Origin of the sequence: Massilia cavernae (assembly GCF_003590855.1) — a bacterium.
Taxonomy (GTDB): domain Bacteria; phylum Pseudomonadota; class Gammaproteobacteria; order Burkholderiales; family Burkholderiaceae_D; genus Telluria_A; species Telluria_A cavernae.
The window spans coordinates 12,801-28,277 of the sequence record NZ_QYUP01000125.1; the positions used below are offsets into that span (position 1 = coordinate 12,801).

The window sequence follows — 15,477 nt, forward strand, 5'->3', positions numbered from 1 at the left end:
CCATGAACCTGCGCCACATCCGCCGCGCGCGCGGCTTTACCTTGCTGGAAGTGCTGGTGGCGCTGGTGATCGTCGGCACCGCGCTGGGCGCGTCGCTGCGCGCGGTCGGCAGCCTGGCCACCAACAGCGCCGGCCTGCGCACCGCCATGATGGCCACCTGGTCGGCCGAGAACCGGCTGGTGCAGGTGCGCCTGGCCAGGGATTTTCCCGCGCTCGGCAAGCAGACCTTCGAATGTCCCCAGGGCGACCTGAAACTGGTGTGCCAGGAGGAAGTCATTGCCAGCCCGAACCCGATGCTGCGCCGGGTCGAAGTCAGCGTGTTCGACTCGGCCAACCCCGAGCGCCGCATCATCAAGCTGGTCCAGCTGGTGCTGAGGGAAGCGTGAGCCACAAGGCGCGCGGCTTCACGCTGGTCGAGTTGCTGGTGGCGATCAGCATCCTTGCCATCGTCGCCGTACTGGGATGGCGCGGACTGGACGGCATCGTGCGCGCCCGCGTGGCGCTGACCGACCAGATGGAAACCACGCGCGGCATGCAGCTGGCCTTCGCCCAGATGCAGAGCGACAGCGAGCACATGGTGTCCGCCAGCGAGGTCCAGCAGCGGCCCACCCTGCAGGCCGATGCCGGCGGCATGACGCTGGTGCGCAATTCGTACACTGAAAACGGTCCGTCCCAGCTGCAGGTGATTTCCTACCGCATCCGCGACGGCGTGCTGCTGCGGCGCGAGTCGATCGGCACGCGCGACCTGATCCAGCTCGACATGCTGTGGAAGTCCGCCACCAGCAATGCCGACACCACGCCGCCAGTCGCCTTGCAGTCGGGCGTGCAGGCGATGCAGGTGGAGGTGTGGGAAAACAATGGCTGGCGTGTGGCCGCAGCCCAGCCGCCCCCGCCGCAGGGTGGCCAGCCCCCGCCGGGGCAGCAGTGGAAGCCCCTGCCGGCCACCGGGCTGCGCGTCTCGTTGGTCGTCCAAAACCAGGCAGTCCCGATGAGCAAAGCCTTCCTGCTGGGAGGCATGTAATGAGACTGAATCGCCAGCGCGGCGTCGCCGTGATTACCGCTCTGCTGCTGTGCACGCTTGCCGTCAGCATCGTCGCCAGCCTGTTCTGGCAGCAGCAGGTCCAGGTGCGCTCGATGGAGAACCAGCGCCTGCACCTGCAGACCAAATGGATCCTGCGCGGCGCGCTCGACTGGGCGCGGCTGGTGCTGCGCCAGGACGGCATCGACAGCCCGGCGGTGACGACGCTGAACGCGGTGTGGAACACGCCGCTGGCGGAAACCCGCCTCGACCAGTATATCGAGCGCGAGCGCGTGGCCGGCGAAGTTTTCGATGCGACCCTTTCCGGACGTGTCATTGATGCAAGCTCGCGTTACAATCTGAGGAATTTGTCGGACGCCCAGGTGCAGGACGCGAAACAGGTGGAGGTTTATGCGAACCTGCTGAAGAACCTGCAGATCGATCCGGCGCTGGCGAAAAAGACCGCCGAGGTGGTGGCGCTGGGCGAACCGCCGCCGCCGCCGCCGTTGGGCGACAACACGCCGCGGCCGCCGCGCACCACGGCCCCGATCCAGCTGCAGCAGGTGGAGGACTTGCTGGCGATTCCGGGCTACACGCCGGAGATCGTCGCCAAGCTGCGCGACTTCGTCATCGTCCTGCCGGGTGATCCGAAGCCGAAGCTGAACGTGAACACCGCGCCGCCGGAAGTGCTGGCGGCCGTGATCAAGGGCTACAGCCTGTCGGACGGCATCGCGCTGGCGGCGCGCCGCAAGCAGGCCTATTTCCTGGACATGCCCCGGTTCAAGGAGCAGCTGCAAGGGAAGGAACCGTACGATGAAATCACGCTCGACGTAAAGAGCGAGTATTTCCTGGTGCAGAGCAGGATCAGGCTCGACCGCGCGAACCTTGATGCCGAGGCGCTGGTCGAACGCAAGCCCGGCAGCATTTCACCGACGGTACTGTCGATTCGTCAAAATTAGAAGAAAGCGAGACGGTTTGAGCACACTGTATATCCGGCATCCCGCCCGGGCCGAAGGCGAATATGCCCTGGCCCAGTATGCCCTGGTTGCCGACGGCGGCAAGCTGGTGCAGCAGGGCGAGGGCGCCTTGCGCAACATGACCGACGTGGTGGCTTCGAGCCGCCGGGTGGTGCTGATGCTGGCCGCCTCCGACGTCACGCTGTTGCAGGTCAAGGTGCCGCCGCTGTCGAGCGCGCGCCTGAAAGCCGCCTTGCCCGGGCTGGTCGAAGAACTGGTGCTGGGCGATCCCAACGACAACGTCTTGATGCCGGCGCCGGTTTCCGCGCCCGACGGCAGCCGCACCGTCGCCGTGGTGCAGCGCGCCTGGCTTGCCCCCATCGTCAAGCTTTTGCTCGACCAGGGCACGCACGGCGTGTCGGCCTTGCCGGCACAGTTGTGCCTGCCGCTGGAACCTGGCAATGTTGCCGGCGCCATCCGCGGCACCGAACTGGCGCTGCGCTCCGCCCAGTTCCAGGGCTTAGGGCTGGACATGGCCGGCGCCACCCCCGAGATGATGCTGCAGACGGCGCGCTCGCTGGCGGGCGACGCCCCGCTCAAGCTGTACGTGCCGCAACAGCAGCTGGGCGAATACCAGGCCGTGTCGGCCGAGGCCGGCCCCGCCATCACGCTGGAAGCGGACGACTGGCGCTACTGGATCGAAGGCGCGCACAGCACCAGCCTCGACCTCGTGCCCGGCCTCGGTTCGGCCGGCGCGCGCACGGCCGACTGGAAACGCTGGCGCTGGCCGGCCGCGCTGGCGCTGCTGGCGCTGCTGGTCAACATCGCCGGCCTGAACGTCGAATGGCTGCGCATGAAGGGCGAGGCCACCGTGTTGCGCCAGACCATGCTGCAGACCTTCCGCGCCGCCTACCCCAACGAAACCGTGATCCTCGACCCGGCCGCGCAGATGCGCAAGAACATCGCCATGGCCAAGGCGGCCCAGGGCCAGGTTTCAAGCGACGAATTCATCTACATCGCCTCGGCCTTCGGCGAAGCGATGCGCACCGTCGGCCGCAACGAGGCAATCGCCTCGCTCGAATTCCGCGAGCGCGCGCTGAACGTCAAGCTCAAGCCCGAAGCGCAGGATCCGGCGCTGGTCAACCAGGTCAAGGGGCCGCTCGAAGCGCGCGGCCTCTCGCTGACCGAAACGGCGCCCGGCGCCTGGCAGGTGCGCAGCACAGGAGCAAAGACATGAAGGCCGCACAATCGATCAACCAGCTCAAGGAACGCATCGCGGTCTGGTGGCTGGCGCGCACCGGGCAGGAACGCAAGTACCTGACCGTGGGCGGCGCCATCGCGCTCGCCGCGCTGGTCTACGTGATCGGCATCGACCCGGCCCTGGCCGGCCGCGACGCGCTGCGCAAGCAGCTGCCGGAATTGCGCCAGCAATCGGCCGAGCTGCAGGCGATGGCGCTGGAGGCGAGCGAGCTGGCTGGGCGCCCGGTGGTGCAGCCCGCGCCGATGACCGAGGCGAGCCTGAAAACCAGCCTCGCCGCGCGCGGCATCACGCCTGCGTCGATCGCCATGACCGGCGAATACGCCAAGCTGCAGATGAACGGCGTGTCGTTCGCCAACCTGGTCATGTGGCTCGACGCGCAGCGGCGCGAGAACCGCATCGCGGTGCAGGACATGGTGGCCACGCCGCAGGGACCGGCTGGACAGGTGGATGCGGCCCTCACGCTGCACCAGGGTAGCGGAACGGCCCGATGAGGCGAGCCGCGCTATGGCTGCTGGCAATCGCCCTTTCCGCAGCGTTGACGGTGCTGTTGTTCTTCCCGGCAACGTGGCTGGCGCCCATCGTCGAACAGCAGACCGGCGCGCGTTTGACTCTCGGGGATGCGCAGGGTACTCTTTGGCGCGGCTCGGCTTTCCTCGGCGGTGCGCCGGGCCAGGGCGGTTCGGTGACGCCGCTGTTGCCGGGACGGTTTTCGTGGCGCCTGTCCAAGCTGGTGCTGCTGGGACGGGTGGACCTGGAACTGGACAACCCGCAGGCGCTGACGCAGCCGGTGCAACTGACCGGCAGCTGGAGCCGGTGGCAGGTGAGCCCGGCGGCGCTGAAGCTGCCGGCGGCCGGACTGGCCGGGCTGGGGGCGCCGCTGAACACGCTGGCGCCGAGCGGCACCATGCAGCTGTCGTGGACCTCGCTGGCCCTGGAGCGCGCCGGCAACGCGATCGCCGTCAACGGCCGCACCACGCTGTCGATGACGGACATGGGCTCGGTGATGTCGCCGGTGAAGCCGCTGGGCAGCTATGAACTGGCGCTGGACTGGCGTGGCCAGCAGGCGCAACTGAATTTGAGGACGGTGCGCGGCGCACTGCTGCTGTCCGGAACGGGCGCCCTGAACAAGGGGCGCCTGCAGTTTTCCGGGCAGGCACAAGCGGCGGCCGGGTATGAACAAACGCTGGGTAACCTCCTGAACTTGCTGGGCCAGTCACGCGTCGTGGACGGCAAGAAAATAATCGCATTAGAGTTCAAATGATGAAAAACCATTCAGGCAACACCAAACATTTCCCGGCACTGCGCCGCCTCGCCGCAGGCGCGATGCTGTGCTGCATGGTCGCCACCAGCGCCGGCCCGGCATGGGCCCAGGCCGAGGGCCAGGCCGCACTCAATTTCGTCGGCGCCGACATCGAATCGGTGATCAAGGCGGTCGGCCACTACACCGGCATGACCTTCATCGTCGACCCGCGCGTCAAGGGCACGCTGACCCTGGTGTCCGAAACCCCGCTGTCGAAGTCGCAGGCGTTCGCGCTGCTGACGTCCGCGCTGCGCCTGCAAGGCTACGCGGTGGTCACCGGCGACGGCTTCGCCAAGGTGGTGCCGGAAGCCGAAGCCAAGCTGCAGTCGTCGCCGACCCAGGTCGGCGTGGGCGGCGCGCGCGCGCGCGGCGACCAGATCGCCACCCAGATCTATCACCTGCAGTACGAATCGGCGGCCAACCTGACCGCGGTGCTGCGCCCGCTGATCTCGCCGAACAACTCGATCATGGCCAACCCGGGCAACAACAGCCTGGTCATCACCGATTACGCCGACAACCTGCGCCGCCTGTCCAAGATCATCGCCGCGCTCGACGCGCCGGTGGCGGGCGAGCCGGACGTGGTGGCGGTGCGCTACGCGATCGCCAGCGACCTGGCCGCGATGGTCAACAAGCTGATGGAGCCTACCGCCGGCGGCGACTCGGGCCGCGTGAGCGTGGTGGCCGACCCGCGCACCAATTCGCTCATCGTGCGCGCGCCGACCCAGGCACGCGCGCGGCTGGCGCGCTCGCTGATCGCCAAGCTGGACCAGCCGACTTCGCAGGCCGGCAATGTCCATGTGGTCTACCTGAAAAACGCCGACGCCACCAGGCTGGCGCAGACCCTGCGCGCGGTCGTCTCGGGCGAGGTGGCCCAGCCGCTGCAGGAAGCCGGCACCGCCGGCGGCAGCGTGCCGTCGACCGGCGGCATGACCGGCGCCGGCGGCGCGCAAGGCATGGGCCAGGTCAGCACCCTTGGCGCGCAATCGCCGGGCCAGCAGCTGGGCCAGGCCAGCGGTGGTGGCGGCGCCGGCTTCATCCAGGCCGACGCGTCGACCAATACCCTGATCATCACCGCGCCGGACGCGGTCTACCGCAACCTGCGCGCCGTGATCGACCAGCTCGACGTGCGCCGCGCCCAGGTCTACATCGAATCGCTGATCGTCGAAGTCAACTCGGCCAAGGCGGCCGAATTCGGCATCCAGTGGCTCGGTCTGTCGGGCAACGAGAACAGCAGCTACCGCGTGGGCGGCCTCCAGGGCTTCAGCAGCGGCCCCAACAACATCAGCCAGATCGCCGCCGGCGCGCTGGCCAATCCGCCGGCGCTGCCCACCGCCAAGGGCCTGACCATCGGCCTGTTCAAGCAGATCAACGGCCAGCTGGGCCTGGGCGCGCTGGCGCACGCGCTGGAGACCGACGGCGGCGCCAACATCCTGTCGACGCCGAACATGCTCACGCTGGACAACGAACTGTCGACCATCAAGGTCGGCCAGAACGTGCCGATCATCAGCGGCCAGTTCACCACCCCGGCCAGCGGCACCGCCAGCAACCCGTTCCAGACCATCGACCGCCGCGACGTCGGCCTGACGCTCAAGGTGCGCCCGCAGATTTCCGAAGGCGGCACCATCAAGATGGCGATCTACAGCGAGAACTCGAACGTCGACCCGACCAGCCTCGCCGCCACCTCGGGCGTGACCACCAACATCCGCGTCATCGAGAACAACGTGATCGCCGACGACGGCCAGATCATCGTGCTCGGCGGCCTGATCAAGGACGACACCAGCGACAGCGAAGAGAAAGTGCGCGGCCTGGGCGACATCCCGGTGCTCGGCAACCTGTTCAAGTACAAGACCCGCCAGCGCACCAAGACCAACCTGATGATCTTCCTGCGCCCGGTGATCGTGCGCAGCAAGGAAGACAGCAACTCGATCGCCAGCGACCGCTACGACTACATGCGTTCGGCCGGCATCAAGGCGATGCCGGAAACCGGCTCGATGGTGCTGCCGGACTACGGCAGCCCGGTGCTGCCTGAACTGCGCAACGGCCAGCCGCCGCTGGGCGGCGCGATGGCGCCGGTGCCGGTACGCCCGGCGCCGCCCGCGGCAGCGGTACGCCCGGGAACGGCGGTGCCTGCGCCGGCCGACCCGAACGCGCCGAAATACCGTCCGGTGCAGCCGTCGGCACAGCCAGTGAAGTAAGCGGTGCCGCGATGAACAATCTCCTTCCTTACGCCTTTGCCCGCGATTTCGGCGTGCTGGCGCGTTCCAACGGCGACGGCGAAACACCGGTCGAGGTGCTGGTGTCCGGCGCCACCGCGCCCACCGCCATCGCCGAAGTGTCGCGCCGCTTCGGCCGCATTTCGCTGCGCTCGATGCCGCGCGCCGAACTGGAAGCGGCCATCGCCAGCGCCTACGCCGGGTCCGGCGGCGACGCCTCGCAGGTGGCCGACGAATTCGACGCCGACCTCGACCTGACCAAGCTGCTGCAGGACGTGCCGGCCATCGAAGACCTGCTGGAATCGTCCGACGACGCGCCCGTGATCCGCATGATCAACGCGCTGCTGACGCAGTCGCTGCGCGAAGGCGCGTCCGACATCCACATCGAACCGTTCGAGCAGACCTCGGTGGTGCGCTTCCGTGTCGACGGCGCGCTGCGCGACATCGTCCGTCCGCGCAAGGGCATCCACGCCTCGCTGATCTCGCGCATCAAGATCATGGCGCAGCTCGACATCGCCGAAAAGCGCCTGCCGCAGGACGGCCGCATCACGCTGCGCGTCGGCGGCAAGCCGGTCGACGTGCGCGTCTCGACGCTGCCGACCGGCCACGGCGAACGCGCGGTGCTGCGTTTGCTGGACAAGGAAGCGGGGCGCCTCGACCTGTCGCACCTGGGCATGAGCCCGCAGCTGCTGCCGCAGTTCGACACCCTGATCAACCAGCCGCACGGCATCGTGCTGGTCACCGGCCCTACCGGTTCGGGCAAGACCACCACGCTGTACGCGGCGCTGTCGCGCCTGAACGCCAGCACCACCAATATCCTGACGGTGGAAGACCCGATCGAGTACGACCTGATCGGCGTCGGCCAGACCCAGGTCAACGCCAAGATCGACATGAGCTTCGCCAAGGCGCTGCGCGCGATCCTGCGCCAGGATCCGGACGTGATCATGATCGGCGAGATCCGCGACCTCGAAACCGCGCAGATCGCGGTGCAGGCCTCGCTGACCGGCCACCTGGTGCTGGCGACCCTGCACACCAACGATTCGGCCGCCGCGGTGACGCGCCTGCTGGACATGGGCATCGAGCCCTTCCTGCTGTCATCCTCGCTGCTGGGCGTGATGGCCCAGCGCCTGGTGCGCAAGCTGTGCGAACACTGCAAGGTGCCGGACGACGCCGGCCAATTCTACAAGGCGGTCGGCTGCGACAAGTGCGGCCAGACCGGCTACCACGGCCGCGTCGGCGTGTACGAACTGCTGCAGGTGAACGACGAGATCCGCGCCCAGATCCACAACCAGGCTTCGGAAGCGGAGATCCGCCAGACCGCCCAGCGCGCCGGCATGAAGACCATGCGCGAAGACGGCGAACGCTGGCTGCGCGACGGTACCACCACGCAGGCGGAACTGATGCGCGTGACGAAGGACTAGGCCACAGATGCCAGCATTCCGCTACGAAGCCGTCGACGACAACGGCGCCACCAAGAAGGGCGTGGTCAACGCCGACAGCCCGCGCTCGGCGCGCGCCGACCTGCGCATGCAGGGACTGACGCCGCTGAACGTCGAGGCCATCTCGGCCCAGGTCGACGCCAGCGGCGCCGCCAAGAGCCGCGGCCTGGGCGAAAAGCTGTCGCAGGTCGAGCTGGCGCTGTTCACCCGCCAGCTGGCCAGCCTGCTGGAAGCCGGGCTGCCGCTGGAACAGGCCTTCACCGCCTTGCTGGAACAGGCCGAACGCCCCTACGTGCGCGACCTGATCGCATCGATCCGCGCCGAAGTGATGGGCGGCGCGCCGTTTTCCGACGCGCTGTCGCGCCACCCGCGCGACTTCGCCGACATCTACCGCGCGCTGGTCGCCTCGGGCGAGCAGATCGGCCACCTGGCACGCGTGCTGTCGCGCCTGGCCGACTACATCGAACGCCGCAACGCGCTGGTGCAGAAGGTGAGGCTGGCCTTCACCTACCCGGCCATCGTCACCGTGGTGGCGTTCGCGATCGTGATCTTCCTGCTTACCTACGTGGTGCCGCAGATCGTGTCGGTGTTCGCCAACACCAAGCAAAAGCTGCCGCTGCTGACCGTGATGATGCTGGGTGTGTCGAACTTCGTGCGCGCCTACGGCATCTACGTCGGGCTGGCGCTGATCGGTGCGTTCTGGATGTGGCGGCGCGCGCTGCAGCAGCCCGACCTGAAGCGGCGCTGGCACACCTGGTTGCTGACCGCGCCAATCTATGGCAAGTTCGAGCGCAGCCTGAATACCGCGCGCTTCGCCAGCACGCTGGCGATCACCACCGGATCGGGCGTGCCGATCCTGCGCGCGCTCGACACCAGCCGCGACACCTTGTCCAATGTCGCGATGAAGGAACTGGTAGAACAGGCCAGCGCCAGTGTGCGCGAGGGCGTCAGCCTGGCACGCGCATTGTCGGCGCAGAAGCACTTCCCGCCAATGCTGATCCACATGATCCGCGCGGGCGAAATCACCGGAGAGCTGCCGGCCATGCTCGAACGAGCGGCCAACTCGCAGCAGCAGGACCTGGAACGCCGCACCCTGACCATCGCCGGCCTGCTGGAGCCGGTGCTTATTTTGGCCATGGGCGTGGTGGTGCTGCTGATCGTGCTGGCGGTGCTGATGCCGATTATTGAAATTAACCAGCTGGTGCGGTAATGAGGACCCCGATGAAGCGAATGCCTTTACTTTTAAGCCTGCTTGGCGTGATTGCGCTGTCGGCCTCGATCGCCTACTGGGTGCTGCAGCTGTACAAGCCGGAACAGCGGCCGCTGGCCGCCGCGCCGGTGGCGGCGGTTCCCGAGCCGGCCGTGGATGCGGGCGCGACCCTGTTCGGCGGCCAGGCCGCGGGCGTGGTGGCCACCAACTACCAGCTGACCGGGGTGGTGGCGGCAGGGCGCAACAGCGTGGCGATCCTGGTGGCCGAAGGACAGCCTCCCAAGGCGCTGGTGGTGGGCAAGGAGATCGCGCCCGGCGTGTCGGTGACGGAGGTGCATCCGCGCTATGTGATGCTGTCGGAAGGCGGCGTGCCGAAGCGGATCGAACTGGCGGTGGATCCGCGACCGGCGGCCATGATGTCGGCGCCATTGCCGGCCACGGCGCAAGGGATTCCGGACCAGCAGCAACCGCCGCAGCAGCAGCCGGAGCCGCCAGCGCCTTTGCCCCAGTCGGGGCAGTCGCCGGAACCGCCGCCGCCGGCGCCGATCGCGCGGCCGAGCGACGAGCAGGCGCCGCCGCCACCGCCGGTGCAGATGCCGCCGCCGACCAGGACGATTGGCGTGCAAGGGCAGCCTCCAGTATCGCAATAAGACACCTGTAAACGCAAAACCGTCGTTCCCGTCCAAACGGGAACCCATACTGAGTATCCGTAATCAGCTCAGCATGGGTTCCCGCTTTCGAGGCTGTCGCGAATGCGGCCGGTTCATTAAAATAGTGTCACTCCTACACGGTGACAATGACGATGAACCGGATCAAGAAGAAGACCACCAAGAATCTGCCGCCTCCGGATGCCCAGCTCGGGCTGTTCGGGGTTTTCCCGCCGACGAAAAAAATAAAGCAAAGGTTCAAACTGCGGTCGGCAGCGGGCGACGGTTTGTCACCGGTAATCCGCGGTCAATTTTTCTTGGTGCGGTACGGTTAGAAGACCACCTCAAGCAGGTCGGTCAAACGGCCGCGTTCACGGTGGCAAATTTACTGGACGAACAGGACTGGCAACCATTCGAAGCGCGCTATGCCTCTACCGGGCGCGCACCCTACGCACCCCGCCTGATGTTGGGGCTGATCCTGTACGGCGTAATGCAAGGCGTGCATTCACTGCGCGAGCTGGAGCGGCTGGCGCGGTTGGATTTAGGCTGCATGTGGGTCACCGGCGGTATCGCACCCGATCACGCCAATATTGGTCGCTTTATCGTCCTTCACGAGAATTCGCTAACCCAGAACTTCTTTGAATCGCTCACCCGCAGTATCTTGAAAAAGAGCGGCACACATAGCAGTACGCGGTTGGCTGGCGATGGTACCGTGATCGAGGCCGCCTGTTCTCATTACAAACTGCTCAGGGAAGAGGCCGTCAAGGCACGCGTTGAGGCTGCTGGAAAGGCCCTGGCTCAAGCCCCGACAGATCGCGCCGCACAGCAAGAGCTGGAGGATAGCAAGCGCTGCCTCGTTGTTCTGGAAGCGCGGCAGCAAGCCAGGAAGCGTAGTGGCAGGAGCACTGAAAGTTTGAGCATCAGCGGCAGCGAGACCGAGGCAATGGTGCAAAGGCTTAAGCGTGGCAAAGGCATGGCCGCTTCATACAAACCCTCGGTACTGGCTAACGAAGATCGAATCATTACAGCGCTCGCTGTAGATCCCTCAAGCGAAACCAAGGTCGTCGCTGCGATGCTTGACCAGAGCGCTCGCGTGGTCGGCGCTCCGGCGAAAGAACTATTGCTCGATGCAGGCTACTTCGATGATGGCGTGATCGCCGCGGCCTTGGAGCGCGAAGTCAGCCTGCTTTGCCCCGAAGGCAAAGCTCCTGGCATCGTCAAGAACAGCAAGGTATTTCACAAGAGTAGTTTTCAATACGATAGTGCGGCCGATACGTATCGCTGCCCTGCCGGGCAAATGCTCATCTTCTTGAAAAGTGCCGATGCCACGCAAACCAAACGCGCCCACCGCCTCTATGGCACGGATGCGTGTGGCAACTGCCCGTTACGCCCGCAATGCACAAAGAGCGCTAAGCGTCGTATCCAGCGTCATCCGGAGGACACTGAGCGCGACGCACTTCGCCTGGTGATGCAGCAGCCGCAGGTGGCTGACATCTTCCGGCAACGAAAGGCGATGGTTGAGCCCGTATTTAGCCACCTGCTTGGCCAACAAGGCTTGAGCCGGTTCCGTCGCAAGGGATTATGCGCGGTGCGCCGCGAATTCGCATTACACGTTCTCGCATACAATTTATCGAGAGCAGTGGCCCTCATGAGGGCTTTTTTCGCTCGCTTTCTGCCCGCTACGCTCAAGGTATCCCGGGCGCGATCCCTTATCCGTCGAATTTTCGGCGATCATCCGATCCAATCGCCTTTCCAACCGAGCGTACCCCTATTGTGAAGGGCTCGGTCGCGAAAGCGTTTTGCGACGGCCTCTTTCGCGGGAACGACGGTTTTTGGTGTAACGAACTTACTAGGCGTCGTCCTCGTCGCGCTTCAGCTTGGCCTTGTCCAGCGCACGCTTGTCGGCCTGCCTCTGCGCCGACTTCGACTTGACGTGCGCGCCGGCCGTGCGCTGCCTGGCCAGCACCGCGACCGGATTGCGCGGCTTGGAGTAGGCTTGCGACGGCTCGACCCGTATCGTCATCTTCTGCCGCGTCGCCAGCGCCTTGTTCGCCATATCCGGTTACAGCACGTAGCGCGACAGGTCTTCGTTGTCGGCCAGCTTGTCGAGGCGCGCGTTGACATAGGCGCCGTCGATCGCCACCACCTGGCCGCTGCTGTCGCTGGCCGAGTATGAGATCTCCTCGAGCAGCTTTTCCATCACGGTGTACAGGCGGCGCGCGCCGATGTTCTCGGTGCGCTCGTTGACCGAGTAGGCGATCTCCGCCAGCCGCGTGATGCCCTCCGGCGAAAACTCGATCTTCACGCCTTCGGTGGCCAGCAGCGCTTCGTACTGCCTGGTCAGGCAGGCGTCGGTGCTGGTCAGGATGCACTCGAAATCGGCAATCGACAGCGACTCCAGCTCGACCCGGATCGGGAAGCGGCCCTGCAGCTCCGGGATCAGGTCGGACGGCTTGGCCAGGTGGAAGGCGCCCGATGCGATGAACAGGATATGGTCGGTGCGGATCATGCCGTACTTGGTGTTGACCGTGGTGCCTTCGACCAGCGGCAGCAGGTCGCGCTGCACGCCCGCGCGCGAGACGTCGGCGTTGCCGGTCTCGGAGCGCGAGGCGATCTTGTCGATCTCGTCGAGGAACACGATGCCGTTCTGCTCGACGTTGGCGATGGCCTTCTGCTTCATCTCGTCTTCGTTGATCAGCTTCCCGGCTTCTTCCTCGGTCAGCAGCTTCATCGCTTCCTTGATCTTGACCTTGCGCGGCTTCTTGCGCGCGGCGCCCATTCCCGAGAACATGGACTTGATCTGCTCGGTCATTTCTTCCATGCCCGGCGGCGCCATGATCTCCATCTGCGGGCCGGCGTCGGCCAGTTCCAGCTCGATCTCGCGGTCGTCCAGCGTGCCTTCGCGCAGGCGCTTGCGGAAAGTCTGGCGGGTGTTGTCGCCTTCCTTCGGCTCCGCCTGCGCGGCGCTGTTGAAGCCGAAGTCGCGCGCCGGCGGCACCAGCACGTCGATGATGCGGTCTTCGGCGGCGTCCTCGGCACGCTGGCGCACCTTCTTCATTTCGCTGGCACGGGTCTGCTTGATGCCGATGTCGATCAGGTCGCGGATGATGGTGTCGACGTCGCGGCCGACGTAGCCCACCTCGGTGAACTTGGTGGCCTCGATCTTGATGAAGGGCGCGTCGGCCAGCCTGGCCAGGCGGCGCGCGATTTCGGTCTTGCCGACGCCGGTCGGGCCGATCATCAGGATGTTCTTCGGCGTGATTTCATGGCGCAGCGGCTCGGCGACATGCTGGCGCCGCCAGCGGTTGCGCAGCGCGATGGCGACCGCGCGCTTGGCCTTGCCCTGGCCGACCACGTGCTTGTCGAGTTCCGAAACGATTTCGTGGGGAGTCATGTTCATGATGGAATTAGGCACGATTTAGTCCAGGGTTTCGACGATGTGGTTCAGGTTGGTGTAGATGCACAGCTGGCCGGCGATGGTCAGCGACTTGTGCACGATCTCGGCCGGCGACAGTTCGGTGTTTTCCTGCAGCGCCTTGGCGGCCGACTGGGCATAGCTGCCGCCCGAGCCGATCGCGCCGACGCCGTCTTCCGGTTCCAGCACGTCGCCGTTACCGGTGATCACCAGGGTCGATTCGGCGTCCGCCACCAGCAGCATCGCTTCGAGGCGGCGCAGGATGCGGTCGGTGCGCCAGTCCTTGGCCAGTTCGACCGAGGCGCGCAGCAGGTGGCCCTGGTGCTTTTCCAGCTTGCCTTCGAAGCGGTCGAGCAGGGTGAAAGCGTCGGCGGTGCCGCCGGCGAAGCCGCACAGGACCTTGCCCTGGTACAGCTTGCGCACCTTGCGGGCGGTGCCTTTCATGATGATATTGCCGAGCGTCACCTGGCCGTCGCCGCCAAGGGCGACCTGGCGGCCGCGGCGCACGCACAGGATCGTGGTGCCGTGAAATTGTTCCATATCTGCCTCTAAGTTATCTAGCCCACAAGAAGTGGGGATGGAGAGCGGAATTGCAAGATATGTCCGCCCACCGGCCAGGGCCGAAGGGCGCGCCGCCTGGTGTCAATACTTGTGCGGAAACAGCTTTGCCACGCCAGCGTAACCCAGAAGCTTGAACAATGCAGCCACAAGGTGGTTTACGTCGCGCAGCTCGATTTTTTTGCCGCTGGCGGCCAGGGTGCGCAGGCGCGCATGCATGGCGCTCGCGGCGCCGTACTCGACCCGCGCCAGCCGCGAACAGTCGAGCAGCACCACCGGCGCCTGGGTGGCATACGCGTCGAGCGCGTCCAGCAGCTTGCCGATGTCGCCGTCCAGCAACGGCGGCAGCAGGAAGCGCTCGGCGGAAACCGGTCCTCTCGAGGCCGTCGCGACCTTGCCGGGCGCTTCGAACGAGGGCGGCGACACCTCGTAGGTGACGCAGAAGTCCATCGCCGTCTCTTCGAAATCCTTTTCGCGGTTCAGCAGCTGCAGCAGCGCCAGCAGCAGCAGCCACGGCGCCTGGCTGGCCTCGCGCCGGCCGATGATGGTGCTGTGCCGCGCCAGCAAGGCCAGCTCCGCCGCGCCGGCCACCACCAGCTCGGTGCCGCGCTTGTGCAGCTCGCCCAGCGCCTTGGCCAGCAGCGCGCAGCCTTCCGGCGTCACTTCGACGATGCGTCCCAGTTCCAGGCGCAGCACGGCGCCCGGCTGGGCGCGTTCCATCAGCCTGGCCAGCTGCGGCGCGACGTGCGCGTCGAGCACGCCGTCCAGCACTTCGGTCGGCGCCACTCCCGCGTACGCGCGCTCTGGCGCCGGCCCGCCGGCGGCGATCGGATTCCACGCCGGCGGCGAGGTTTCGAAGCGGCTGGCGTAGTCGATCGCGATGTTGTCGAAGGCGGCCTGGCGGCCAGTGGCCTGGTACAGGTCGAACAGCATCCACCACACGCTGCGGTCTTGCAGGCCGGTGTCGCCCAGGCTCTCGTGCAGCATCGCCTCGGCGGCGTCGAGCTGGCCGTTGGCGTACAGGATCGCGCTTTCCTCGACCACCGGCGCGGTCTGGGGCTGTACCGGCGCGTCCGGCAGTTCGTCGTCGGCCAGCAGTTCGGTGGTGGCCACTTCCAGCATCGGCAGCGTGGCCTGCTGCGACGCGGATTCCTGCTGGAAGGTGGTGCGCGGGCGGCGCGGCCCGCTGCCCCAGGCCGGTTCGGGCGTGTTGAAAATGTCGTTGGCCATCGCCGACTCGATGGCGTCGATCTTGGCGGCGGTGGCGCGCGCGATCTCGCGCAGGCGCGCGCGCTCGGCGTCGCTGTCCATGCGCGACGGTTCGCCCGCGCGCAGGCGGGTATCGGGCGGGTCCTCGAAGGCGCCCCCCGGCTGTCCTGTCTTGCGTTTGAACCTGTCGAAAATTCCCACGTTTTACCTGTTACGTCCTTCGATACACATTGCCTGCGCTAGCATGCCTT

At 66.4% G+C, this 15,477-nt stretch carries 15 protein-coding genes; 11 read left to right on the forward strand and 4 right to left on the reverse strand.

The features are described 5' to 3' along the window. Nucleotides 1-2: 2 nt before the first annotated feature. The 11 genes from gspI to D3872_RS25725 all read left to right on the forward strand — a co-directional run bounded on the left by gspI (nucleotide 3) and on the right by D3872_RS25725 (nucleotide 11,821). Nucleotides 3-386, forward strand: a complete 384-nt coding sequence (gspI, locus tag D3872_RS16590) for a type II secretion system minor pseudopilin GspI (protein ID WP_119811848.1) — start codon at nucleotides 3-5, stop codon at nucleotides 384-386. Further along, nucleotides 383-1,021: a PulJ/GspJ family protein gene (locus tag D3872_RS16595; protein WP_119811849.1), complete on the forward strand. Its 639-nt coding sequence runs from the start codon at nucleotides 383-385 to the stop codon at nucleotides 1,019-1,021. Before gspI ends, D3872_RS16595 begins: the two co-directional genes overlap by 4 nt. After that, complete coding sequence (gene gspK / locus D3872_RS16600; RefSeq protein WP_119811850.1) at nucleotides 1,021-1,977, forward strand: type II secretion system minor pseudopilin GspK; 957 nt, start codon at nucleotides 1,021-1,023, stop codon at nucleotides 1,975-1,977. The genes D3872_RS16595 and gspK overlap by 1 nt, the downstream gene beginning before the upstream one ends. A 16-nt stretch (nucleotides 1,978-1,993) precedes the next feature. Next, a complete protein-coding gene (gene gspL / locus D3872_RS16605; RefSeq protein ID WP_229459368.1) occupies nucleotides 1,994-3,211 on the forward strand; it encodes a type II secretion system protein GspL in 1,218 nt (405 codons plus the stop codon). Then, nucleotides 3,208-3,726, forward strand: a complete 519-nt coding sequence (locus tag D3872_RS16610; RefSeq protein ID WP_119811852.1) for a type II secretion system protein M — start codon at nucleotides 3,208-3,210, stop codon at nucleotides 3,724-3,726. The genes gspL and D3872_RS16610 overlap by 4 nt, the downstream gene beginning before the upstream one ends. Then, entirely contained in the window at nucleotides 3,723-4,496 is a 774-nt protein-coding gene (gene gspN, locus D3872_RS16615; RefSeq protein ID WP_119811853.1) for a type II secretion system protein N, read from the forward strand. The genes D3872_RS16610 and gspN overlap by 4 nt, the downstream gene beginning before the upstream one ends. Further along, nucleotides 4,496-6,730 (forward strand): type II secretion system secretin GspD, encoded by a 2,235-nt coding sequence (gene gspD, locus D3872_RS16620; protein ID WP_119811854.1) that lies wholly within the window; start codon nucleotides 4,496-4,498, stop codon nucleotides 6,728-6,730. The genes gspN and gspD overlap by 1 nt, the downstream gene beginning before the upstream one ends. Before the next feature lie 11 nt (nucleotides 6,731-6,741). Continuing rightward, a complete protein-coding gene (gene gspE, locus D3872_RS16625; RefSeq protein WP_119811855.1) occupies nucleotides 6,742-8,169 on the forward strand; it encodes a type II secretion system ATPase GspE in 1,428 nt (475 codons plus the stop codon). Nucleotides 8,170-8,176: 7 nt separating this feature from the next. Beyond that, nucleotides 8,177-9,397 (forward strand): type II secretion system inner membrane protein GspF, encoded by a 1,221-nt coding sequence (gspF, locus tag D3872_RS16630; protein ID WP_119811856.1) that lies wholly within the window; start codon nucleotides 8,177-8,179, stop codon nucleotides 9,395-9,397. 20 nt (nucleotides 9,398-9,417) lie between these two features. Continuing rightward, complete coding sequence (locus D3872_RS25720) at nucleotides 9,418-10,047, forward strand: type II secretion system protein N (RefSeq protein ID WP_182915831.1); 630 nt, start codon at nucleotides 9,418-9,420, stop codon at nucleotides 10,045-10,047. Between the two features lie 73 nt (nucleotides 10,048-10,120). Beyond that, entirely contained in the window at nucleotides 10,121-11,821 is a 1,701-nt protein-coding gene (locus D3872_RS25725; RefSeq protein ID WP_182915832.1) for an IS1182 family transposase, read from the forward strand. A 72-nt stretch (nucleotides 11,822-11,893) separates the two neighbouring features. Here D3872_RS25725 and D3872_RS16645 read toward each other — a convergent pair whose 3' ends face one another. From D3872_RS16645 to D3872_RS16660, 4 genes are all read right to left on the reverse strand, one after another. Further along, nucleotides 11,894-12,100 carry a hypothetical protein gene (locus tag D3872_RS16645; protein ID WP_119811857.1) on the reverse strand — a complete coding sequence of 69 codons (207 nt, stop codon included), beginning with the start codon at nucleotides 12,098-12,100 and terminating at the stop codon, nucleotides 11,894-11,896. A gap of 6 nt (nucleotides 12,101-12,106) precedes the next feature. Next, the gene (gene hslU, locus D3872_RS16650; RefSeq protein WP_182915834.1) at nucleotides 12,107-13,444 is read right to left on the reverse strand and encodes an ATP-dependent protease ATPase subunit HslU; all 1,338 of its coding nucleotides are present in this window, start codon (nucleotides 13,442-13,444) and stop codon (nucleotides 12,107-12,109) included. Nucleotides 13,445-13,462: 18 nt separating this feature from the next. Beyond that, the gene (hslV, locus tag D3872_RS16655) at nucleotides 13,463-13,999 is read right to left on the reverse strand and encodes an ATP-dependent protease subunit HslV (protein WP_119811858.1); all 537 of its coding nucleotides are present in this window, start codon (nucleotides 13,997-13,999) and stop codon (nucleotides 13,463-13,465) included. Nucleotides 14,000-14,101: 102 nt separating this feature from the next. Further along, on the reverse strand, nucleotides 14,102-15,427 hold the full coding sequence (locus D3872_RS16660) for an STAS domain-containing protein (protein ID WP_119811859.1): 1,326 nt from the start codon (nucleotides 15,425-15,427) through the stop codon (nucleotides 14,102-14,104). Nucleotides 15,428-15,477: the final 50 nt, after the last annotated feature.